The following is a 20,520-nucleotide window of genomic DNA, read 5'->3' as shown; positions in this document are numbered from 1 at the left end:
TAATTCGCCCCGCAGGCCAGTGGACCAGCGGGGCGGGATTGCGAACGGATCAGAAGCGATGGACGTAGGACACACCGACCAGCCACGGATCGATTTCGGCTTTGCCGATTTTGGCGCCGTCCAGCGTGACGTCCGAGTCGATGTCGAACCAGCGCACGTTCAGCCGCACCGAGCCTTGTTCGGTGACCATGTAGTCCAGGCCGGCCTGCAGCGAGACGCCAAAGGAGTTGTCGATGTCGAGATCGCCCAAGGCGGATTTTTCGTCAAAGAAGATCGTGTAGTTCAAACCGGCACCAACATAGGGCTTCCAGGCGCTGTTGGTCGGGAAGTGATAGTTAAGGGACAGGGTCGGCGGCAGTTGCTTGGTGCTGGCGGCATCAATGCCACCCAGCGCGATGGTGTGGCTGAACGGGGTTGCGGCCAGAAGTTCGATACCAAGATTGTCGCGGACGAAGTACTCGGCGGTAAAGATCGGGCGGGTGCTGGACCCGACTTCGGCATCCAGCGTGGCCAGAGTGCCATTGTCGGATTTCGGGTCGAGGTAGCCGACACCGATACCCACGGTCCAGTCCCCTTGCGATTGTGCAAAAGCCGGCGCGGCCAGCGCAACCAGTGCAGTAGACAAGGTCAAAGCGGCGAGTTTCTTGGTCATATTCATGCCTTTGGTTATGTTGATGAGGCAGTGGTGCCGGATCAAAGGCTGGCGGACTCTGATCTGAGTCAAATTCGTGTCGAAATGCCAAATGAGGTAGCGGCGGTAAGGCGCAGTAAAATAATGGAAAAAACTCATGCGTCCCACTGAGGTCATACCGGGTTTGCGCGCCGATCACAGCTGGGATTGTCCGGCGCAATTGAACATGGCCCGGCAGTGCTTGGCGCAGGCCCCGGACAAATTGGCGTTGCTGGATCTGACCGGAGAAGAAACCTCATCCGTGACATACGGGCAACTCAGCGCTCTGGCGGACGGTTTGGCGCGGGCGCTGTTGCGCCGGGTGCGGACCGGGGACAGGGTTGGTGTGTTGCTGGGGCAGTCTGTCTGGTGCGCTGCGGCACATCTGGCAATCTGGAAAATCGGGGCCATTTCAGTGCCGCTGTTCAAGCTGTTCCGCCGCGATGCTCTGTCCTCGCGGGTCGGGGATTCCGGGGCTCGGATTGTGCTGACCGACGCCGAAGGGGCCGCGCTGCTGGGCGATCTGGCCGAACCTTTGCTGGCACACCAGATCGGAGAACCAGGTGATCCGGTGCCTTTTGCCGATACGGGCCCCGAAGACCCTGCGGTTCTAATCTATACGTCTGGTACAACAGGGACTCCGAAAGGGGCTTTGCACGGGCATCGGGTGTTGACCGGCCATCTGCCGGGCGTGTCGATAAGCCACAATCATCTGCGGGACGGTGATTGCCTTTGGACACCTGCGGACTGGGCCTGGATTGGCGGACTGTTCGACGTGTTGATGCCGGGGTTGGCATTGGGAATTCCGGTGGTTGCCGCGCGGCTTGAGAAGTTTTCGCCCGAAGGGTGCGCCGACGTGATTTCGCGGGGTGGAGTACGGAACGTCTTCTTCCCGCCGACCGCGCTGCGGATGCTGAAAGCGGCGGATCAGAGCATTCCCGGCCTGCGCTCTGTCGCCTCGGGAGGAGAGCCTTTGGGCGCGGAAATGCTGGCCTGGGGGGAAAAGGCGTTTGGCCTGACCATCAACGAATTCTACGGTCAGACCGAATGCAACATGGTCGTGTCTTCCTGCGCCGAGGACTATCCAGTCCGTCCCGGATGCATCGGCAAACCGGTGCCGGGGCATGAGGTCGTGGTGATTGACGAAGATGGCGCTCCGACGGACGAAGAAGGCGACGTAGCGATCAGGCAGGGGTCGGCCTCAATGATGCTGGAGTACTGGAACCGGCCCCAGGCCACGACCGAGAAGTTTCGCGGCGATTGGCTGATCACTGGCGACCGCGGCGTGTGGGACGGGGAATACCTGCGTTTTGTCGGCCGTGATGATGACGTGATCACTTCGGCTGGCTACCGCATTGGCCCCGCCGAGATCGAAGACTGCCTGCTGACCCATCCGGCGGTAGCGACCGTGGGCGTAGTCGGCAAGCCTGACCCGCTGCGGACCGAGATCGTCAAGGCTTATGTCGTGCTGAAACCCGGCGCCGAGGCGTCGGGGGCCGAGTTGCAGGATTGGGTCAAAGACCGTCTGGCGCATTACTCCTATCCGCGCGAGGTGGCGTTTTTGGAAGAATTGCCAATGACGGTGACGGGGAAGGTTATTCGGAAAGAGTTGAAGCACTTGGCTGCAGAGGAAACAAACAATTGATTGGGCTTTTTCGACGACTGGCTGGCCTAAAGTGCCCGAATTGTTGTGAACCGCTTCCGCTATGGGTGTCTTGGATGCTTGCGGGGAGTGTTGATATTGTTGAAGGCCATTTGCCCGCAGGTAAATGCGCGAACTGTAACAGCGTTCTAAGAGTTAGGCTTGGTAACGCACTGAGCTTTTTCTTGGTTTCACTTATCTTGATGTTTGTCCCGATTTTCTTCCTAATTTCTCAGGGAATACTAGATGTGCTGGCAGACAGTATAACGTCAATGGCACCTTTCGTTTCATCGGGCGTCGCCAAATTCATTCCCTTTCTGATTTATGTGTTCCTTGTTGCAATGCCGCTGAGTAATCAAATGCTGAAATTAGAGGTCAAGGTATGAAACTCACATCCAAAGCCATGCCCACCTCCGAGGGCTTCAAACAAAACCGCGCTGCTCATCTCGAGGCATTGGCACAAATCTCCGCTGCTACGGAAGCGGCCCGTATGGGGGGCGGTGAAAAGTCCCGTGCACGCCATGAATCTCGGGGTAAGATGCTGCCGCGCCGCCGGGTGGCGAACTTGCTCGATCCGGGCTCTCCTTTCCTTGAAATCGGTGCAACGGCGGCCCATGGGATGTACGGAGATGCCGCGCCGTCTGCCGGGGCCATTGCGGGCATTGGCCGGGTGCAGGGGCGCGAGGTCATGGTGGTGTGTAACGACGCCACCGTGAAGGGCGGCACCTACTACCCGATGACGGTCAAGAAACACCTTCGCGCGCAGGAGATCGCCGAGGAAAATCATCTGCCCTGCATCTATCTGGTCGACAGTGGCGGCGCGAACCTGCCCAATCAGGATGAGGTCTTTCCCGACCGCGACCACTTTGGTCGCATCTTCTACAATCAGGCGCGGATGAGCGCGAAGGGGATCCCTCAGATTGCGGTGGTCATGGGGTCGTGCACGGCGGGTGGCGCTTATGTGCCTGCGATGTCGGACGTAACGATCATCGTGAAGGAGCAAGGGACGATCTTTCTGGCCGGGCCGCCTCTGGTCAAGGCCGCAACAGGCGAGGTGGTCAGTTCCGAGGATCTGGGCGGTGGTGACGTTCATACACGCCTGTCCGGCGTAGCCGACTATTTGGCCGAGGATGATGCCCATGCGCTGGCGCTGGCGCGCCGGGCCGTCGCATCGCTGAACCTGCGCAAGCCGCAGACCGTGGATTGGGCGAACCCGGAGGACCCCGCTTATGATCCTGAAGAGATTCTGGGGGTGGTCCCCGCCGATCTGCGCACGCCCTATGACATCCGCGAGGTAATCGCGCGGCTGGTGGATGGCTCGCGCTTTGACGAGTTCAAACCGCGGTTCGGGGAAACGCTGGTGACAGGGTTCGCCCATGTCAAAGGCTGCCCCGTCGGGATCATCGCCAATAACGGGGTGCTGTTTTCAGAGGCAGCCCAGAAGGGCGCGCATTTCGTTGAACTCTGTTCACAACGCAAAATCCCTCTGGTTTTCCTGCAAAACATCACCGGCTTCATGGTCGGGCGGAAATACGAGAACGAAGGCATCGCACGGCACGGGGCCAAGATGGTGACGGCAGTGGCGACGACCTCGGTTCCGAAGATTACGATGCTTGTCGGTGGCTCGTTCGGGGCCGGGAACTATGGCATGGCGGGCCGCGCCTACCAGCCACGCTTCCTTTGGACCTGGCCGAACTCGCGCATCTCGGTCATGGGTGGCGAACAGGCGGCGGGTGTTCTGGCCACGGTCAAGCGCGACGGGATCGAACGGCAGGGCGGCACATGGTCGGCTGAAGAAGAAGCGGAATTCAAGCGGCCCACGCTGGACATGTTCGAGGAGCAGTCGCATCCGCTCTATGCCTCGGCGCGGTTGTGGGACGACGGCATCATCGACCCGCGCAAAAGCCGCGAAGTGCTGGCCCTCTCGCTGAGCGCTGCGTTGAATGCCCCGATCGAGGAGACGCGCTTCGGCGTGTTCAGGATGTGATGGCAGAGAAGTTTCTGCGAAAATTCTTGGGAAGAAATCCTTCGTCGAGGGATTTTTGTTCAGAGAGGAACTGGGCTTGTGTTCACTAAAATTCTGATTGCCAACCGGGGTGAGATTGCCTGTCGAGTGATGGAAACCGCGCAAAAGCTGGGGGTTTCCTGCGTTGCCGTCTATTCGGACGCCGATATCGGGTCCAAGCACGTCCAGATGGCCGATGAGGCGGTGCATATCGGTGGCGCGGCCCCTGCGGACAGCTACCTCAAAGGGAACGTGATCATCGAGGCGGCGTTAAAAACCGGCGCGCAAGCGATCCATCCCGGCTATGGATTCCTGTCCGAAAACCCCGATTTCGTGGATGCAGTCGAAGCTGCCGGTCTGACGTTCATAGGACCGTCCGCCGATGCGATCCGCAAGATGGGATTGAAGGATGCGGCGAAGGTTCTGATGGAGGAGGCCGGTGTGCCGGTTGTTCCCGGCTATCACGGCGAAAACCAGGACCCGGAACACCTTGCCGGGGCTGCGGATACCATTGGCTACCCGGTTCTGATCAAAGCGGTTGCCGGTGGCGGCGGCAAAGGCATGCGCTTGGTCGAAAAGCCGCAGGACTTCGACGCCGCGCTGGACAGCGCGCGCAGCGAGGCGCGGACGGCGTTTGGCAATGACGCGGTTCTGGTCGAGAAATTCGTCGCCAAACCCCGCCATATCGAGGTGCAGGTGTTCGGCGACGGAACCCATGCCGTGCATTTGTTCGAAAGGGACTGCTCGTTACAGCGGCGCCATCAGAAGGTCATCGAGGAAGCGCCAGCGCCGGGGATGACGTCCGAGATGCGCGAGGCGATGGGGCAGGCAGGTGTCCGGGCCGCCGAAGCGATCGGCTACAAGGGCGCAGGGACCGTTGAGTTCATTGTAGATGCCTCGGAGGGGCTGCGCCCGGACCGGTTCTGGTTCATGGAAATGAACACACGTTTGCAGGTTGAACATCCCGTGACAGAAGCGATCACTGGCGTTGATCTGGTCGAATGGCAATTGCGGGTCGCGTCCGGGGAAAAGCTGCCCGCCGGTCAAGAAGATCTGTCGATCAGCGGGCATGCCTTCGAGGCGCGGCTTTACGCTGAAGACGTACCAAAAGGGTTTCTGCCCGCGACCGGACAGCTTTCTCACCTTCGGTTTCCAGATGATTGCCGCGCCGACAGTGGTGTGCGTGCCGGTGACATAATCAGCCCGTGGTACGATCCGATGATTGCCAAGGTCATCGTGCATGGACCAACCCGATCGGCGGCGCTGGAGCAATTGCACCGTGCGTTGCAGCAAACCGAGGTCGCTGGAACGGTGACGAACCTTGCATTTCTGGGCGCGCTGACGCGGCATGCAGGATTTGCCGCAGGTGATGTGGATACTGGGTTGATTGGCCGGGAGTTGCCGGGGCTGACTTCGGAAACAGAACCCTCTGCCGGACATTCCGTGGCCGCCGCTATGGCGGCCCTGGGCCTTGTCGACACGGATTACGAGACCGGTTTCACGCTGTGGGAGCCGCTGCGTCGTGCGGTCCACCTGCAGCACCGGGGCGATGTCATCGATCTGGACGTGCAGGTCGATGGGCGTGACCGGCAACTGTGGTATGTAAACCAGAAACAGATCGAGGCACGGCGGCGCGATGGCCTCTGGCGTCTGGACGGTCAGCCCATGCCTCGCGTTGCCATCAACGGAGCCGTCATCACGGTTTTTGACGATTACGGCCACGCGTTTGAACTAATCGATCCGCTGGATCGCGATACGACAGCATCCGGCAACACAAACGTGATCGAGGCGCCCATGCCCGGTCTGGTCAAGGCCGTGTTCGCCGAGGCTGGTCAGTCCGTATCGGAGGGCGACCGCTTGGCCATTCTGGAAGCGATGAAAATGGAGCACGCCTTGCTGGCCGCACGTGACGGCATCGTTGCCGAAGTTCTGGCCGCACCCGGATCGCAGGTCGAAGCCGGTGCCGCGCTTGTTCGGCTGGAAGAGGAGTAGCCTATCCCTGTGATGCATCGCATGCCATTGTCGGGGCAGGTTCAGCCGTTGATCGGAACAACACAGGAGAGGCGCAGGAATGGGTGACAGAGTCGAAATCTTTGAGGTCGGGCCCCGGGACGGTCTGCAGAATGAACAGCGCCAGATCCCCGTGGCCGAGAAAGTGGCGCTGGTGAATCGCCTGAGCGATGCCGGCTTCAATCGCATCGAAGTTGCGAGTTTTGTGTCGCCGAAATGGGTGCCGCAAATGGCAGACAGTGCAGCGGTTTTGGCAGGCATTACCCGCGCGGCTGGCGTTCGCTACGCTGCCTTGACGCCGAATATGCGCGGCTATGAGGACGCTATTGCCGCACATGCGGACGAAATCGCCATATTCGCGTCGGCATCCGAAGGGTTTTCGAAGGCAAACATTAATGCGTCTATTGCGGAATCCATCGCGCGGTTCGAGCCGATTCTGGAGGAAGCGCGCCATATCGACTTGCCGGTGCGCGGGTATATTTCCTGCGTGACCGACTGCCCCTATGACGGACCGACAGCGCCGGAGAAAGTCGCCGAAGTGGCTGATGTGCTGTTTTCGCACGGCTGCTATGAGATTTCATTGGGCGATACCATCGGGCAGGGCACGCCCGACAAGATCGCGCGCATGATCCTTGCTGTTCGCGAGCAGGTGCCGGTCACAAGGTTGGCGGGGCATTTTCATGACACGAATGGCCGGGCGATGGATAATATCGATGCCGCTCTGGCACTTGGGGTGCGTGTCTTCGATGCGGCGGTCGGCGGTTTGGGCGGCTGCCCATACGCGCCGGGGGCGGCGGGGAACGTGGCGACCGAGGCGGTTGCGGCGCATCTTGAACGGTTGGGCTATGACACGGGTCTGGACGCCGCGATCCTGCAGGAAGCGGCAGAGATGGCCCGTTCGATGCGGGGCACCTGAGTGCCGGTTTTGATGTGTCTGTCCGGTTTGCCGGGTGTTGGCAAAACGACAATTGCCCGAATGGTTGCGGAGCGGACAGGCGCGTTGTGGCTTTGGATTGATCAGATCGAAACCGCCATGCAGTCGTCGCATATGAAGGTCGATGATCTTGCAGATGGCGGTTATGCCGCAGCACAAGCCGTTGCCACTGGTGCCTTGCAGCAGGGGTTTGACGTGATAGCCGACTGTGTGAACCCAATCAGCCTGACGCGAGACGCATGGCGCGGTGTGTCGGGGAAAGCCCGGGCGCGGCATCTTGATGTGGAATTCTGGTGCTCAGATAAGACCGAACATCGAAAACGTGTCGAAAAGCGCGTGGTCGAGTTGCGCAATTGGTCACCGCCGACCTGGCAGGCTGTTGAGATGCGCAGATACGACCCGTTTCCAAATCCCGATATTAGGATCGACACAGCGCAGACAGATCCGGCCGAGGCGGCGATCTTGTTGGCGGCTGCGATCCGTGAAGACCCACAGGAGAAAAACGATGTTTGAAACGATCGATATTGCAGTTGATCAGCGTGGTGTCGCCAGGTTGACCCTGAACCGCCCCGAAAAGCACAACGCCATGTCGGCGCAAATGATTGCGGAACTGACCAACGCGGCAGCGGCGCTGGGCAAGGATGAAAACGTGCGCTTGGTTGTTCTGACCGGGGCAGGAAAGAGCTTTTGCGCCGGGGGCGACCTTGGTTGGATGCAGGACCAGATGGCAGCGGATCCCGCCACACGGTTCACCGAAGCACGCAAGCTGGCCGAAATGCTGAACGCCCTGAATACCCTGCCCAAGCCGTTGATTGGCGCCTTGCAGGGCAACGCGTTCGGGGGCGGTGTGGGCATGGCGGCCGTCTGCGATATTGCGATCGGTGTGAACAGCCTGAAGATGGGCCTGACGGAAACCCGCCTAGGTCTGATCCCGGCAACGATCGGGCCATACGTCGTTGCTCGCATGGGCGAAGCGCGAGCGCGCCGTGTCTTCATGTCCGCGCGCCTGTTTGATGCGAGCGAGGCTGTGGATCTTGGGCTGCTGGCTGAGACTGTGCCCGCCGAAGGTCTGGAGGACGCGGTGGAAGCCCATGTGGAACCTTATCTGTCCTGCGCGCCCGGGGCTGTCGCGTCCGCCAAAAGCCTTGTTCAGGCGTTGGGCCCGAAAATCGACGATGCCGTGATTGATCAAACGATCAACGCCCTGGTCCAAAGGTGGGAAACACAAGAGGCGCAAGAGGGAATCAGTGCGTTCTTCGAGAAACGAAAACCTGCATGGAATAGTAAGGTTTAGCAGCATCTTCCCGTTTGTTGGATAAAGCGAAATCCGGGCGGTGTATCGGGGTCAGGCATGCAGATTAATACGGCATTCGCCGCCTGTGCTTGGTTGACCCTCTGACCCCGCGCGGATAGAGAATGTCCAGTCAACACGCCAATTGACGGCGCGCCCGGGACCGGACGCGCAGGAAAGGAGCCACTCGTGGAAGAGCTGTTGCGGGAGTATCTCCCGATCCTGGTGTTTCTGGCCGTCGCCGTAGGCCTTGGAATAGTCCTTATTCTTGCGGCTGTGGTGCTTGCTGTTCGCAATCCTGATCCTGAAAAAGTCAGCGCATATGAATGTGGCTTCAATGCCTTCGACGATGCGCGGATGAAATTCGACGTCCGATTCTATCTGGTCTCGATTCTCTTCATCATCTTCGATCTGGAAATCGCCTTCCTGTTTCCGTGGGCCGTGGGCTTCCGCGACATCAGCGATGTGGGTTTCTGGTCCATGATGGTATTCTTGGCGGTGCTGACGATCGGCTTTGCCTATGAATGGAAGAAGGGGGCCCTGGAATGGGAGTGATGACGGGCGCAAACACCGCTGGCGCCGACAAGGAAGTCGCCACCCAGGCCCTCAATGCCGAGCTGCAGGACAAGGGCTTCCTGCTGACCTCGAGCGAAGACATCATCAACTGGGCGCGTACCGGGTCGCTGCACTGGATGACATTCGGTCTGGCCTGCTGCGCGGTTGAGATGATGCACACGTCGATGCCGCGCTACGATGCCGAACGGTTTGGCATTGCTCCGCGCGCCTCTCCGCGTCAGTCCGACGTAATGATCGTCGCGGGGACGCTGACCAACAAGATGGCACCGGCGCTGCGCAAGGTGTATGACCAGATGCCGGAACCGCGTTACGTTATCTCGATGGGGTCCTGCGCCAATGGCGGTGGGTACTATCACTATTCCTATTCTGTTGTTCGCGGCTGTGACCGGATTGTTCCTGTGGACATCTACGTACCGGGCTGCCCTCCGACGGCTGAGGCCCTGCTTTACGGTCTGATGCAGTTGCAGCGCAAAATCCGCCGCACCGGTACCATCGTACGCTGAGGAGAGAGCTGATGAGCGAAGCACTCAAGGAACTCGGCACGCAGTTAGAGCTGAAACGGGCCGATTGTGTTTTGTCCTGGGATGTCACCCACGGCGAGCTGAACGTTGATGTGGCCCCGTCGAACCTTGTGGAATTTGTCGAATTCCTGACGTCCGATCCGAACTGCAAGTTTTCGACGCTGGTGGACATCACCGGTGTGGACTACCCGGAACGGGCCAAGCGCTTCGACGTGGTGTACCACTTCCTGTCGATGTACCAGAATCAGCGCATCCGCCTGCGGGTCTCGATCCGCGAGGAAGACATGGTGCCCTCGATCGTGGGCGTTCACCCCTCGGCCAACTGGTTCGAGCGTGAGGTGTTCGACATGTTCGGCATCCTGTTCTCGGGCCATCCGGACCTGCGGCGTATCCTGACCGACTATGGCTTCCGCGGCTATCCGCTGCGCAAGGATTTTCCGACCACCGGCTATACCGAGGTGCGGTACGACGAGGCGCAGAAGCGCGTGGTCTACGAACCCGTGTCGCTGGTTCAGGAATATCGTCAATTCGATTTCATGTCCCCATGGGAAGGTGCGAACTACATTCTGCCAGGGGACGAAAAACAGGAGACGTAATCATGGAGTTCTTGATCTGGATTATCGTGGTGGTTGCAACGGTCATTCCGATGACCAAGCTGTTGCCGCATTTCGGGATCAACAAGAACTGGGCGTTCGCTTGTGTGATTTCGCCGGTGGTCATTGTCCTTTTGTGGATGATGGCCATGAAGCTGCAAGAGATGGAGCGACGCTGACATGATGGGCGAACTGATCGTTTTGGGCGCCTTGGGCGTCCTGCTTGCGGGGGCTGCAGCGAAAGCGGCCGAAGCCGAAAAGGTCCGGGTCCGGGCTGAGGCGAAAAAGAAGAAACGAGGGCGTTGATGGACGGCTCAAGATACGATGACGGCAGCACGGACGCGCTGAGCGGAGAACAGAAGATCCGCAACTTCAACATCAACTTCGGCCCGCAACACCCTGCGGCGCATGGAGTTCTGCGTTTGGTGCTTGAGCTCGACGGCGAGATCGTCGAACGCTGCGACCCGCATATCGGCCTGCTTCACCGTGGCACCGAAAAGCTGATGGAAAGCCGGACGTATCTGCAGAACCTGCCGTATTTCGACCGTCTGGACTATGTGGCCCCAATGAACCAGGAGCACGCCTGGTGTCTGGCCATCGAAAAGCTGACCGGTGTGGAAGTGCCGCGTCGCGGCTCGCTGATCCGGGTTCTGTATTCCGAGATCGGGCGCATCCTGAACCACCTGCTGAACGTGACCACTCAGGCGATGGATGTTGGCGCGCTGACCCCGCCGCTGTGGGGCTTTGAAGAGCGCGAAAAGCTGATGGTGTTCTATGAGCGTGCCTGTGGCGCCCGCCTGCACGCCGCCTATTTCCGCCCCGGCGGTGTACATCAGGATCTGCCGCCGGAATTGCTGGACGATATCGAAGCGTGGAGCCATGAGTTCCCCTCAGTTCTCGATGACATTGATGGCCTGCTGACCGAAAACCGCATCTTCAAACAGCGCAACGCCGATATTGGTGTCGTGACCGAGGATGACATCCAGAAATACGGTTTCTCGGGCGTGATGGTGCGCGGATCGGGCCTCGCTTGGGACCTGCGCCGCGCGCAGCCCTATGAATGCTACGACGAGTTCGAGTTCCAGATCCCTGTTGGCAAGAACGGCGACTGCTATGACCGTTATCTCTGCCGCATGGAAGAGATGCGCCAGTCGCTACACATCATCCGTCAGGCCATCTCGAAAATCCGTGATTGCCCCGGCGATGTTCTGGCGCGCGGCAAGATCACCCCGCCGAAACGCTCGGACATGAAGACCTCGATGGAGAGTCTGATCCATCACTTCAAACTGTATACCGAAGGTTTCCACGTCCCCGCCGGTGAGGTCTACGCTGCAGTCGAAGCCCCCAAGGGTGAGTTCGGCGTTTATCTGGTCGCCGACGGCACCAACAAACCCTACCGCGCCAAGCTGCGCGCTCCGGGTTATCTGCACCTGCAAGCCATGGACCACGTTGCCAAGGGCCATCAACTGGCCGACGTCGCCGCCATCATTGGCACTATGGACGTCGTATTTGGAGAGATTGACCGCTAATGCTTCGCCGTCTTCACCCCGAACAACCCGAAAGCTTTGCCTTCACTGCTGCGAACCAGCAATGGGCCGAAGCGCAGATCACAAAATACCCCGAGGGGCGTCAGGCCAGCGCGGTGATCCCGCTGCTGTGGCGTGCGCAGGAACAAGAGGGCTGGCTGAGCCGTCCGGCGATTGAATCCGTCGCCGACATGCTGGGTATGGCCTATATCCGCGTTCTTGAGGTTGCGTCTTTCTACTTCATGTTCCAGCTGCAACCGGTTGGATCAGTTGCGCACATTCAGGTCTGCGGCACGACGTCGTGCATGATCTGCGGGGCCGAAGATCTGATTGCGGTCTGCAAAGAAAAGATCGCCGCCAAGCCGCATAAACTGTCCGCCGATGGCAAGCTGAGCTGGGAAGAGGTCGAATGCCTCGGCTCCTGCACCAATGCTCCGATGGCGCAGATCGGCAAGGATTACTATGAGGATCTGACCGCCGAGAGCTTTGGCCAGATCATTGACGATCTGGCGGCGGGCAAAGTGCCGACACCGGGTCCGCAGAACGGGCGCTATGCGGCGGAACCCCTGATAGGGCTGACCAGCCTGACCGAGTATGACAGTGGCAGAACGCAGTATAACGCCAGCGTCGCATTGGCGACGGATCTGGGTGATACAGTCAAGCGGATCGACGGAACCGAAGTGCCGATCCTGACGCCCTGGCTGGGCAAGGATGGCAAGGCTGCTGCGACCAAGGCGGCTCCGAACCCTCCCAAAGCACCTGCGCCGGCTAAGCCTGCAGTGAAACAAGCGGCTGAGGCGAAGGCCAAGGAAAATGCGCCTGAAACGCTATCGGCTGCGCGGGATGGCAAGGCAGATGATCTCAAGCTGCTGAAAGGCGTTGGGCCGAAGCTGGAGCAAACGCTGAACGAGCTGGGATTCTACCACTTTGACCAGATCGCCGCCTGGACGCCTGATCAGGTGGCTTGGGTCGACGCGCGTTTGAAGTTCAAGGGCCGGATCGAACGGGATGGCTGGATCGAGCAGGCGGGCAAGCTGGCGGCTGGTGAAGAAACCGAGTTTGCGAAACGTGCCAAGAAAGACGGCACATACGAAGAGTGATAGCCGGTGCCCATCCGGGGCATCAATGTGTGATGGACAAGGACAAAGAACAGGCCATAGCCCGAAAGGGCCGACATATCGGTATCGTCATCGCAGTGACGATGACGATTTGGCTTGCCATGAACTTGTTTGTCGGCCCCGCGTTGGGATTGACGGCGCGACACGCGCTGCTGTTTGACTTTGCTGCGTTGGCGGCATTCATCTATGCGGGCGTGAACATTTTTCAACTCTGGCGCATGCGTCAGGAAAGCTGAAGGTAACGAATGATGCTGAAGGATCAGGACAGGATCTTTACCAACATCTACGGGATGCATGAGCGCACGCTGAAAGGCGCGCAAGCCCGGGGGCATTGGGACGGCACCGCTGGCCTGATCGAGAAGGGGCGCGACTGGATCATCCAGACCATGAAGGACTCGGGCCTGCGTGGTCGTGGTGGTGCGGGCTTTCCGACCGGTCTGAAATGGTCGTTCATGCCAAAGGAAAGCGATGGACGCCCGGCCTATCTGGTTGTGAACGCAGATGAATCCGAGCCCGGCACATGCAAGGACCGCGAGATCATGCGCCACGATCCGCATACGCTGATCGAAGGCTGCCTGATCGCGTCCTTCGCAATGAACGCGCACACCTGCTACATCTACCTGCGTGGCGAATATATCCGCGAGCGTGAGGCGCTGCAGGCCGCGATTGACGAAGCCTATGACGCTGGCTTGCTGGGAAAGAACGCCGCTGGTTCGGGCTGGGATTTCGACCTGTTCCTGCATCACGGTGCCGGGGCCTATATCTGCGGTGAAGAAACCGCCCTGATCGAAAGCCTTGAGGGCAAGAAGGGTATGCCGCGGATGAAACCTCCGTTCCCGGCAGGTGCGGGTCTTTACGGCTGTCCGACCACGGTGAACAACGTGGAATCGATTGCTGTGGTGCCGACGATACTGCGCCGTGGGGCCGACTGGTTCGCGGGCTTCGGCCGCCAGAACAACGCGGGCACCAAGCTGTTTGCGATCTCTGGCCATGTGAACAACCCCTGCGTGGTTGAAGAGGCCATGTCGATCCCGTTCGAACAGTTGATCGACTCCCATTGCGGCGGCATTCGCGGCGGCTGGAACAATCTTCTGGCGGTTATCCCGGGCGGTTCGTCCGTTCCCTGTGTGCGCGGTGAGAACATGCGCGATGCGATCATGGATTTCGATCACCTGCGCAACGATCTGGGATCTGGCCTGGGCACGGCGGCCGTGATCGTGATGGATAAGTCCACCGACATCATCAAGGCGATCTGGCGTCTGTCAAAGTTTTACAAGCACGAAAGCTGCGGTCAGTGCACGCCCTGCCGCGAAGGTACCGGCTGGATGATGCGCGTCATGGACCGCCTGGTCCGAGGCGAGGCGGAACTGGAAGAGATCGATATGCTGTTCGACGTGACCAAACAGGTCGAAGGTCACACGATCTGCGCCCTTGGCGACGCGGCGGCCTGGCCGATCCAGGGCCTGATCCGCAACTTCCGTGAAGAAATCGAGGATCGCATCAAGGCTCAGAAATCGGGCCGCATGGGTGCGATGGCTGCGGAGTGAACTCAATGGAAATCTATGCCGAATATTCCCACGCAATCGCCGCATTGGTGATTTTCACCCTGGTTGTTCTGTTTCTGTCACCGTTCACCGCGCTGGCCAAACAGGGAAAAGGGCTGGCTCCGGGGGCGACACCGGATCAGGATTATTCGGACAAGGCTTACCGCCTGAACCGGGCCTATCTGAATGGTACCGAGACGCTGCCTGCGTTTCTGACTGTTACAGTGGCCGCAATTTTGATGGGTGTAAGCCCGTTCTGGGTCAACCTTTTCGCATCGGTGGCATTGGTTGCCAGACTGGTCATGTTGTTCGTCCATATTCGCGGCGTCGGCAAACCCAACAGCGGTTTGCGTTCCGTGCTGTACGTCGTGGCATGGGCCTGCATGTTCCTTACCGGTCTCATGGCATTGGTGGCGGCGTTCTGATGTCGACAGGTGCACGCGAAAATACGACCCGCAAGCCAAGGGCTGCATCGATGCTGACAGTGGCGGTTGCGGCTTTGTCGCTTGTGACGGCATGCGGCCTCGTCAAACCTCCGGATGACCGGGTCACGTTCGATGGCAAATCCTTCCGGGCCAAGGCGAAAGCGGTAAACAAAAAGGCCATGCCGGCCGAGTTCACCGTGACCGTGAAAGGTGTTTCCGCGTCGTTGGACGGCGCGCTCGAAGCCGGCCGTTATGAAGGTACCAAGTTCTGTATTCAGAACTTCGGATCGTCCAGAATCGCCTGGAAAGTCGGACCTGATACGGAACCCCAGAATCTGCGGATCGCGGATGACAAACTGACATTTGCAGGAACCTGCCAGAGACCATGAAGCAGGGTTTTGCATATCGCGGCGGATTGACCGGGCAGCTATTGCATAGCGCCCGGAGAAAACTTCGTTGTGGACCTTCCAAACCGAACGGAAGGGTCATGCCCGGCGCGAAGGCAGTTGCCCTGATTTCAGTGTTAACCTTCCCGATAATGGCAGAGGCCAAGCCGCCTTTGAGGGATGTCAAAGAGATCGACAACGAACTCTACTACATCGCCATCGCAAACGAGATTTCGGAATACTGCCCGTCGATCAGCGGGCGCCGGATGAAGGCGATCGGAGTGATGTGGGGATTGCGATCCAAAGCGAACAAACTGGGGTACTCGGATCAGGAAATCCGCGCCTATGTGGACTCGGATTCCGAAAAGGACCGGATGCGCGCCAAGGGCGAGGCGTATCTGGCCCAGAACGGTGTGTCTTATGACAACCCCAAGTCCTTCTGCTCACTGGGGCAGACGGAAATCGAAAGAAACAGCGCCATTGGCGTGTATTTGAGGGCGAACTAGAGAATGTCTGACCTCCGCAAGATCAATATCGACGGGCAGGATATCGAAGTCGATGGTGCGATGACCCTGATCCAGGCCTGTGAACAGGCCGGAGTCGAAGTGCCGCGCTTCTGCTATCACGAGCGCCTGTCGATTGCCGGAAACTGCCGGATGTGTCTGGTCGAGGTTGTTGGCGGCCCGCCCAAACCTGCGGCTTCCTGCGCGATGCAGGTGCGCGATCTGCGCCCGGGGCCGGAAGGACAGCCGCCGGTGGTCAAGACGAACTCGCCCATGGTCAAGAAGGCCCGCGAAGGGGTGATGGAGTTCCTGCTGATCAACCACCCGCTGGATTGCCCGATCTGCGATCAGGGTGGTGAGTGTGATCTGCAGGATCAGGCGATGGCTTATGGTCTGTCGGGCACGCGCTTCAAGGAAGCCAAGCGGGCGGTGGATGATCTGGATCTTGGACCGCTGGTCGGCACCGCGATGACGCGCTGCATCAGTTGTACCCGCTGCGTACGCTTCACCACCGAAGTCGCCGGGATCACCCAGATGGGCCAGACCGGACGTGGTGAGGATGCCGAGATCACTTCGTACCTGAACCAGACGCTGAATTCGAACCTGCAGGGCAACATTATCGATCTGTGCCCGGTCGGGGCGCTGACGTCGAAGCCGTACGCCTTTACCGCGCGTCCGTGGGAACTGACCAAGACCGAAAGCGTCGACGTGATGGACGCTCTGGGTTCGAACATCCGCGTCGATACCAAGGGGCGCGAAGTGATGCGTTTCCTGCCGCGCAACCATGATGGCGTGAACGAGGAATGGATCAGCGATAAGACCCGCTTCGTCTGGGACGGCCTGCGCCGTCAGCGTCTGGACAAGCCTTATGTGCGCGAGAACGGCAAGCTGCGCCGGGCCTCTTGGTCTGAGGCGCTGACCAAGGCCGCCGAGGCGCTGAAAGGGGCCGAGAAACCGGCTGGGATCGTCGGTGATCTGGCTCCGGTCGAGGCTGCGTTTGCTCTGAAACAGATGATCGAAGGGCAGGGTGGTGTTGTTGAATGCCGCACCGACGGGGCCAAACTGCCTGCGGGCAATCGTGCGGCCTATGCCGGGACTGCGGCGATCGAGGATATTGACGCCGCCGAACGCATTCTGCTGATCGGCACAAACCCGCGTGACGAGGCTCCGGTTCTGAACGCCCGGATCCGCAGGGCCTGGGCGCACGGGGCCGAGGTTGCACTGGTAGGTCCCGCTGTGGACCTGACCTATGAGTATCACCATGTGGGTGATGACCGCACGGCGCTGCAAAAGGTTGTGGACATGGGTGGCGACGATACGATCAAGGGCAAACGCTCGCTGGTCATTGTTGGCCAAGGTGCGTTGCAAGAGGCGGACGGCGCCGCCGTTCTGGCCGCCGCACAAACCATTGCTGCAAACACGGAAAGCGGTCTGATCGTTCTGCATACCGCCGCCTCGCGCGTAGGTGCGATGGATGTGGATGCGACCAACGAAAGTGGCATGGATGCCGTTTCAGCGGCGGACGTGATCTACAACCTCGGCGCGGACGAGGTCGAGATCGGTGAGGGCGCCTTCGTGATCTATCAGGGCAGCCATGGTGATCGCGGCGCGCATCGCGCCGACGTGATCCTGCCGGGTGCCGCTTATACCGAGGAAAACGGCTTGTTCGTGAACACCGAAGGCCGCCCGCAACTGGCCATGCGCGCCGGGTTCGCGCCCGGTGAGGCGAAAGAGAACTGGGCGATCCTGCGGGCCTTGTCGGCTGAGTTGGGCGCAACTTTGCCCTACGACTCGCTGGCGCAACTGCGCACCGCGCTTGTCGAAGCGGTTCCGCACCTGGCCCAGATTGATCAGGTGGTCGAAAATGAAGTTCAGCCGCTGGATGCCGGCCCGTTGGGCACGGCGACCTTCCGCAACGCGGTCAAGGATTTCTACCTGACCAACCCGATTGCGCGGGCCTCGCAGCTGATGGCCGAACTGTCGGCGCAGGCGCAGGCACGCAAGGCCGAGAAGATCGCGGCGGAATGAACCAGAGCTGTTTCATATCGCGGGCAAACGCGACTGCCGGGTGGCAGTATGCTGCGCCTGATTTGTGTGTGAAACCCAAGATTAAGGGTAGCGCATGGGCGGCGGATGCTGTTTACACCAACGCGCCGACCCAGCCGCAGTTTGCGCAGGCACGTGGCCTTTGCATCGTTCGCGGAAAACGGAATACCCACGGTGTGAGGACCAATGGCTGATTTCTTTAACACCCCAGGCGGAATAGCCATCATCATTCTGGCGCAAGTGCTTGCAGTCGTTGCCTTTGTGATGATTTCGCTGTTGTTCCTTGTCTACGGCGACCGCAAGATCTGGGCTGCTGTCCAGATGCGCCGCGGCCCCAACGTGGTCGGCGTCTATGGCCTTCTGCAATCGGTGGCGGACGCGCTGAAGTATGTGGTGAAAGAGGTCGTGATCCCGGCAGGCGCTGACCGCACGGTTTTCATCCTTGCGCCGCTGACGTCCTTCGTTCTGGCAATGATCGCCTGGGCCGTGATCCCGTTCAACGATGGCTGGGTTCTGTCGGATATCAACGTCGCCATCCTCTATGTCTTCGCCGTGTCCTCGCTGGAAGTTTACGGTGTGATCATGGGCGGTTGGGCGTCGAACTCAAAGTACCCATTCCTGGGCTCGCTGCGGTCCGCCGCGCAGATGATCTCCTATGAGGTCTCGATCGGCCTGATAATTATCGGCATCATCATTTCGACCGGTTCGATGAATTTCGGTGATATCGTTCGGGCGCAGGATGGCTCGTTCGGCTTCTTCAGCTGGTACTGGCTGCCGCATTTCCCGATGGTGTTCCTGTTCTTTATCTCGGCGCTGGCCGAAACCAACCGCCCGCCCTTCGACCTGCCCGAGGCGGAATCGGAACTGGTTGCCGGCTATCAGGTCGAATACTCGGCCACGCCCTTCCTGCTGTTCATGGCGGGAGAGTACATCGCCATCTTCCTGATGTGCGCGCTGACTTCGCTGCTGTTCTTCGGCGGCTGGCTGTCCCCGATCCCGGGTCTTCCGGACGGCGTGTTGTGGATGGTCGCCAAGATGGCGTTCTTCTTCTTCATCTTCGCGATGGTCAAGGCCATCACGCCCCGCTACCGCTATGACCAGCTGATGCGGCTGGGCTGGAAAGTGTTCCTGCCGTTCTCACTGGCTTGGGTGGTCTTCGTGGCTTTTGCGGCGAAATTCGACTGGTTCTGGGGTGCATTCGCCCGTTGGAGCGTAGGAGGCTGATATGACAAACATCGACTACACCCGCGCTGCCAAGTATTTCCTGCTGCAGGATTTCTGGGTCGGTATGAAACTGGGGCTGAAGTACTTCTTCGCCCCCAAGGCCACCCTGAATTACCCGCATGAAAAGGGCCCTCTGTCCCCACGTTTCCGCGGTGAGCATGCCCTGCGCCGTTATCCGAATGGCGAGGAACGCTGCATCGCCTGCAAACTGTGTGAAGCGATCTGTCCGGCGCAAGCCATCACCATCGATGCCGAACCGCGCGAGGACGGCAGCCGCCGCACGACACGCTATGACATCGACATGACCAAGTGCATCTATTGCGGCTTCTGCCAAGAGGCCTGCCCGGTCGATGCAATCGTCGAAGGCCCGAACTTCGAATTCGCCACGGAAACCCGGGAAGAGCTGTTCTACGACAAGGAAAAGCTGCTGGATAACGGTGAACGCTGGGAAGCCGAGATCGCCCGCAACCTGGAAATGGACGCGCCGTACCGATGACTGACAGCCCGACAAATCCGTTCGAGCTGATGATGAAGCAGGCTCAGGACATGGCCAAGGCGATGAACCCGGCGATGGAGAATTTCTCGCCCAAGGGTTTCGAAGCGCTGTGGCCGACCATGCCCAAAGAGGTCATGGAGATGATGTTCGGCAACACCGTCAACAAGGACGGGCTGGACGCTAAGACCCGCCTGCTGCTGACGCTGGCCGGGTTGACCTGTCAGGGCGCACAGGCGGAGTCGGCCGTTCGCCAGACCGTGCGCCACGCGCTTGAGGCTGGTGCCAAGAAACAAGAGATCGTGGAAACGATCGGTCAGATGTCGGTCTTTGCCGGCATCCCGGCTATGACCCGCGCGCTGGATCTGGCGCAAGAGGTCATGGGCGATAACGAGGATGAGGATCAATGACCGTCTTTGCCTTCTATTTGTTTGCTATCAGCGCCATCACCGGCGGGCTGTTCACGGTGATCAGCCGCCAGCCGGTGCACTCGGTGCTGTGGCTGATCCTGTCCTTCCTGTCCTCGGCGGGGCTGTTCGTGCTGCTGGGGGCCGAGTTCGTGGCGATGCTGCTGATCATCGTCTATGTGGGCGCGGTCGCGGTGCTGTTCCTGTTCGTGGTGATGATGCTGGACGTGGACTTTGCCGAACTGAAGGCCGAGATGGCGCGCTATATGCCGCTGGCCCTGCTGATCGGTCTGGTCATCCTGATGCAGTTCGTCATGGCCTTTGGCGCATGGGATAGCGCGCAGGGCGCAGCGGCCAATCTGGCGCAGCCGATCCCGGCGGACCGCCACAACACCGAGGCACTGGGCGTAATTCTTTATGATCAATACTTCCTTCTGTTCCAGCTGGCGGGTTTGATCCTGCTAGTGGCGATGATCGGTGCGATTGTGCTGACCCTACGCCACCGTCAGGACATCAAGCGTCAGGACATCGTCGGCCAGATGATGCGCGACCCAGCCAAGGCGATGGAGTTGAAGGACGTGAAACCGGGGCAGGGACTTTGAGACG

General features: G+C 59.7%; 24 protein-coding genes. 23 read left to right on the top strand and 1 reads right to left on the bottom strand.

Annotation, left to right across the window (positions count from 1 at the left end):
• Positions 1-49: 49 nt before the first annotated feature.
• Positions 50-652 carry an OmpW/AlkL family protein gene (locus tag AC2FIR_RS12300; RefSeq protein WP_480914138.1) on the bottom strand — a complete coding sequence of 201 codons (603 nt, stop codon included), beginning with the start codon at positions 650-652 and terminating at the stop codon, positions 50-52.
• Positions 653-788: 136 nt separating this feature from the next.
• Between AC2FIR_RS12300 and AC2FIR_RS12295 the strand changes: the two genes are divergently transcribed.
• The 23 genes from AC2FIR_RS12295 to AC2FIR_RS12185 all read left to right on the top strand — a co-directional run bounded on the left by AC2FIR_RS12295 (position 789) and on the right by AC2FIR_RS12185 (position 20,516).
• On the top strand, positions 789-2,315 hold the full coding sequence (locus AC2FIR_RS12295) for an AMP-binding protein (protein WP_496746123.1): 1,527 nt from the start codon (positions 789-791) through the stop codon (positions 2,313-2,315).
• A 379-nt stretch (positions 2,316-2,694) separates the two neighbouring features.
• Positions 2,695-4,299 (top strand): carboxyl transferase domain-containing protein, encoded by a 1,605-nt coding sequence (locus AC2FIR_RS12290; protein WP_496746125.1) that lies wholly within the window; start codon positions 2,695-2,697, stop codon positions 4,297-4,299.
• A gap of 78 nt (positions 4,300-4,377) precedes the next feature.
• Positions 4,378-6,309: an acetyl/propionyl/methylcrotonyl-CoA carboxylase subunit alpha gene (locus AC2FIR_RS12285; protein WP_170619704.1), complete on the top strand. Its 1,932-nt coding sequence runs from the start codon at positions 4,378-4,380 to the stop codon at positions 6,307-6,309.
• 79 nt (positions 6,310-6,388) lie between these two features.
• Positions 6,389-7,243 carry a hydroxymethylglutaryl-CoA lyase gene (locus AC2FIR_RS12280; protein WP_480812186.1) on the top strand — a complete coding sequence of 285 codons (855 nt, stop codon included), beginning with the start codon at positions 6,389-6,391 and terminating at the stop codon, positions 7,241-7,243.
• A complete protein-coding gene (locus AC2FIR_RS12275; RefSeq protein ID WP_496746128.1) occupies positions 7,244-7,774 on the top strand; it encodes a P-loop nucleotide/nucleoside kinase family protein in 531 nt (176 codons plus the stop codon).
• Complete coding sequence (locus tag AC2FIR_RS12270; protein ID WP_496746130.1) at positions 7,767-8,555, top strand: crotonase/enoyl-CoA hydratase family protein; 789 nt, start codon at positions 7,767-7,769, stop codon at positions 8,553-8,555. The genes AC2FIR_RS12275 and AC2FIR_RS12270 overlap by 8 nt, the downstream gene beginning before the upstream one ends.
• Positions 8,556-8,741: 186 nt before the next feature.
• Positions 8,742-9,107 carry an NADH-quinone oxidoreductase subunit A gene (locus AC2FIR_RS12265; protein WP_170615352.1) on the top strand — a complete coding sequence of 122 codons (366 nt, stop codon included), beginning with the start codon at positions 8,742-8,744 and terminating at the stop codon, positions 9,105-9,107.
• The gene (locus tag AC2FIR_RS12260; protein ID WP_480914153.1) at positions 9,098-9,631 is read left to right on the top strand and encodes a NuoB/complex I 20 kDa subunit family protein; all 534 of its coding nucleotides are present in this window, start codon (positions 9,098-9,100) and stop codon (positions 9,629-9,631) included. Before AC2FIR_RS12265 ends, AC2FIR_RS12260 begins: the two co-directional genes overlap by 10 nt.
• An 11-nt stretch (positions 9,632-9,642) precedes the next feature.
• The gene (locus AC2FIR_RS12255) at positions 9,643-10,245 is read left to right on the top strand and encodes an NADH-quinone oxidoreductase subunit C (protein WP_480812183.1); all 603 of its coding nucleotides are present in this window, start codon (positions 9,643-9,645) and stop codon (positions 10,243-10,245) included.
• Positions 10,246-10,247: 2 nt separating this feature from the next.
• Positions 10,248-10,421, top strand: a complete 174-nt coding sequence (locus tag AC2FIR_RS12250; RefSeq protein ID WP_170615358.1) for a hypothetical protein — start codon at positions 10,248-10,250, stop codon at positions 10,419-10,421.
• Position 10,422: 1 nt separating this feature from the next.
• The gene (locus AC2FIR_RS12245) at positions 10,423-10,548 is read left to right on the top strand and encodes a hypothetical protein (protein WP_475159136.1); all 126 of its coding nucleotides are present in this window, start codon (positions 10,423-10,425) and stop codon (positions 10,546-10,548) included.
• Positions 10,548-11,771, top strand: a complete 1,224-nt coding sequence (locus AC2FIR_RS12240; RefSeq protein ID WP_170817060.1) for an NADH-quinone oxidoreductase subunit D — start codon at positions 10,548-10,550, stop codon at positions 11,769-11,771. The genes AC2FIR_RS12245 and AC2FIR_RS12240 overlap by 1 nt, the downstream gene beginning before the upstream one ends.
• A complete protein-coding gene (gene nuoE / locus AC2FIR_RS12235) occupies positions 11,771-12,868 on the top strand; it encodes an NADH-quinone oxidoreductase subunit NuoE (protein ID WP_170615362.1) in 1,098 nt (365 codons plus the stop codon). Before AC2FIR_RS12240 ends, nuoE begins: the two co-directional genes overlap by 1 nt.
• A gap of 32 nt (positions 12,869-12,900) precedes the next feature.
• On the top strand, positions 12,901-13,122 hold the full coding sequence (locus tag AC2FIR_RS12230) for a DUF5337 domain-containing protein (RefSeq protein WP_170615364.1): 222 nt from the start codon (positions 12,901-12,903) through the stop codon (positions 13,120-13,122).
• Positions 13,123-13,134: 12 nt separating this feature from the next.
• Entirely contained in the window at positions 13,135-14,433 is a 1,299-nt protein-coding gene (nuoF, locus tag AC2FIR_RS12225) for an NADH-quinone oxidoreductase subunit NuoF (protein ID WP_480491724.1), read from the top strand.
• 5 nt (positions 14,434-14,438) lie between these two features.
• Positions 14,439-14,855, top strand: coding sequence for an MAPEG family protein (locus tag AC2FIR_RS12220; RefSeq protein ID WP_496746136.1), 417 nt, complete (start codon positions 14,439-14,441; stop codon positions 14,853-14,855).
• Complete coding sequence (locus tag AC2FIR_RS12215; RefSeq protein ID WP_480489563.1) at positions 14,855-15,244, top strand: hypothetical protein; 390 nt, start codon at positions 14,855-14,857, stop codon at positions 15,242-15,244. Before AC2FIR_RS12220 ends, AC2FIR_RS12215 begins: the two co-directional genes overlap by 1 nt.
• A 98-nt stretch (positions 15,245-15,342) precedes the next feature.
• Positions 15,343-15,747 carry a DUF5333 domain-containing protein gene (locus AC2FIR_RS12210; protein WP_170806544.1) on the top strand — a complete coding sequence of 135 codons (405 nt, stop codon included), beginning with the start codon at positions 15,343-15,345 and terminating at the stop codon, positions 15,745-15,747.
• 3 nt (positions 15,748-15,750) lie between these two features.
• Complete coding sequence (gene nuoG, locus AC2FIR_RS12205; RefSeq protein WP_496746138.1) at positions 15,751-17,772, top strand: NADH-quinone oxidoreductase subunit NuoG; 2,022 nt, start codon at positions 15,751-15,753, stop codon at positions 17,770-17,772.
• 204 nt (positions 17,773-17,976) lie between these two features.
• Positions 17,977-19,014 (top strand): NADH-quinone oxidoreductase subunit NuoH, encoded by a 1,038-nt coding sequence (gene nuoH, locus AC2FIR_RS12200; protein ID WP_170615372.1) that lies wholly within the window; start codon positions 17,977-17,979, stop codon positions 19,012-19,014.
• 1 nt (position 19,015) lies between these two features.
• Entirely contained in the window at positions 19,016-19,510 is a 495-nt protein-coding gene (gene nuoI / locus AC2FIR_RS12195; protein ID WP_480489566.1) for an NADH-quinone oxidoreductase subunit NuoI, read from the top strand.
• Entirely contained in the window at positions 19,507-19,917 is a 411-nt protein-coding gene (locus AC2FIR_RS12190; RefSeq protein ID WP_496746140.1) for a carboxymuconolactone decarboxylase family protein, read from the top strand. Before nuoI ends, AC2FIR_RS12190 begins: the two co-directional genes overlap by 4 nt.
• Positions 19,914-20,516 carry an NADH-quinone oxidoreductase subunit J gene (locus AC2FIR_RS12185; protein WP_170422538.1) on the top strand — a complete coding sequence of 201 codons (603 nt, stop codon included), beginning with the start codon at positions 19,914-19,916 and terminating at the stop codon, positions 20,514-20,516. Before AC2FIR_RS12190 ends, AC2FIR_RS12185 begins: the two co-directional genes overlap by 4 nt.
• Positions 20,517-20,520 lie beyond the last annotated feature (4 nt).

The organism is Ruegeria sp. CDSB136 (genome assembly GCF_059610965.1).
The sequence above is the reverse complement of the archived record's forward strand: the minus strand, read 5'-3'. Positions and strand labels throughout refer to the sequence as shown.

Bases quoted from the DNA above. Each gene is read 5' to 3' on its own strand.
- AC2FIR_RS12300 (WP_480914138.1), bottom strand. From the start codon at position 652: ATGACCAAGAAACTCGCCGCTTTGACCTTGTCTACTGCACTGGTTGCG.
- AC2FIR_RS12295 (WP_496746123.1), top strand. From the start codon at position 789: ATGCGTCCCACTGAGGTCATACCGGGTTTGCGCGCCGATCACAGCTGG.
- AC2FIR_RS12290 (WP_496746125.1), top strand. From the start codon at position 2,695: ATGAAACTCACATCCAAAGCCATGCCCACCTCCGAGGGCTTCAAACAA.
- AC2FIR_RS12280 (WP_480812186.1), top strand. From the start codon at position 6,389: ATGGGTGACAGAGTCGAAATCTTTGAGGTCGGGCCCCGGGACGGTCTG.
- AC2FIR_RS12270 (WP_496746130.1), top strand. From the start codon at position 7,767: ATGTTTGAAACGATCGATATTGCAGTTGATCAGCGTGGTGTCGCCAGG.
- AC2FIR_RS12260 (WP_480914153.1), top strand. From the start codon at position 9,098: ATGGGAGTGATGACGGGCGCAAACACCGCTGGCGCCGACAAGGAAGTC.
- AC2FIR_RS12255 (WP_480812183.1), top strand. From the start codon at position 9,643: ATGAGCGAAGCACTCAAGGAACTCGGCACGCAGTTAGAGCTGAAACGG.
- AC2FIR_RS12250 (WP_170615358.1), top strand. From the start codon at position 10,248: ATGGAGTTCTTGATCTGGATTATCGTGGTGGTTGCAACGGTCATTCCG.
- AC2FIR_RS12245 (WP_475159136.1), top strand. From the start codon at position 10,423: ATGATGGGCGAACTGATCGTTTTGGGCGCCTTGGGCGTCCTGCTTGCG.
- AC2FIR_RS12240 (WP_170817060.1), top strand. From the start codon at position 10,548: ATGGACGGCTCAAGATACGATGACGGCAGCACGGACGCGCTGAGCGGA.
- nuoE (WP_170615362.1), top strand. From the start codon at position 11,771: ATGCTTCGCCGTCTTCACCCCGAACAACCCGAAAGCTTTGCCTTCACT.
- AC2FIR_RS12230 (WP_170615364.1), top strand. From the start codon at position 12,901: ATGGACAAGGACAAAGAACAGGCCATAGCCCGAAAGGGCCGACATATC.
- nuoF (WP_480491724.1), top strand. From the start codon at position 13,135: ATGCTGAAGGATCAGGACAGGATCTTTACCAACATCTACGGGATGCAT.
- AC2FIR_RS12220 (WP_496746136.1), top strand. From the start codon at position 14,439: ATGGAAATCTATGCCGAATATTCCCACGCAATCGCCGCATTGGTGATT.
- AC2FIR_RS12215 (WP_480489563.1), top strand. From the start codon at position 14,855: ATGTCGACAGGTGCACGCGAAAATACGACCCGCAAGCCAAGGGCTGCA.
- AC2FIR_RS12210 (WP_170806544.1), top strand. From the start codon at position 15,343: ATGCCCGGCGCGAAGGCAGTTGCCCTGATTTCAGTGTTAACCTTCCCG.
- nuoG (WP_496746138.1), top strand. From the start codon at position 15,751: ATGTCTGACCTCCGCAAGATCAATATCGACGGGCAGGATATCGAAGTC.
- nuoH (WP_170615372.1), top strand. From the start codon at position 17,977: ATGGCTGATTTCTTTAACACCCCAGGCGGAATAGCCATCATCATTCTG.
- nuoI (WP_480489566.1), top strand. From the start codon at position 19,016: ATGACAAACATCGACTACACCCGCGCTGCCAAGTATTTCCTGCTGCAG.
- AC2FIR_RS12190 (WP_496746140.1), top strand. From the start codon at position 19,507: ATGACTGACAGCCCGACAAATCCGTTCGAGCTGATGATGAAGCAGGCT.
- AC2FIR_RS12185 (WP_170422538.1), top strand. From the start codon at position 19,914: ATGACCGTCTTTGCCTTCTATTTGTTTGCTATCAGCGCCATCACCGGC.